This is a genomic window from Vibrio sp. 10N.222.52.B7 (assembly GCF_041474275.1).
In the GTDB taxonomy this organism is placed as follows: domain Bacteria; phylum Pseudomonadota; class Gammaproteobacteria; order Enterobacterales; family Vibrionaceae; genus Vibrio; species Vibrio crassostreae_C.
In genome coordinates, this window is the sequence record NZ_JBFRTU010000399.1 from 1 (window position 1) to 252 (window position 252).

Consider the following 252-nt stretch of genomic DNA (forward strand, 5'->3'; position numbering starts at 1 on the left):
TCTCTGGGTCTTGCGCCTTTGGTTTTTACTAGATGTAAATGGTCGCCTCTATCTGCTAAATGAAGCTGGACTTTCATACACTCTTCTCGGCGTAAACCAAACGCGGCTTGCAAGCGAAAACTAGCGTCAAGATACCTGTCATTGAGTGTTGCTAATTTTGAATTTACTAGGAATCTGGCTTTATTCTGGTTGGTGACATACTTGCGGTTTTCGATACCAAGGGAAGCGTTGCTTTTAGGAACGAGCCCTCAA

Annotated in this window: 1 pseudogene; it reads right to left on the reverse strand. The window is 44.0% G+C overall.

Going from position 1 to position 252, the window contains the following annotated elements:
• A pseudogene (locus AB4512_RS23390) lies at window positions 1–248 on the reverse strand (integrase); the annotation flags it as partial.
• Window positions 249–252 lie beyond the last annotated feature (4 nt).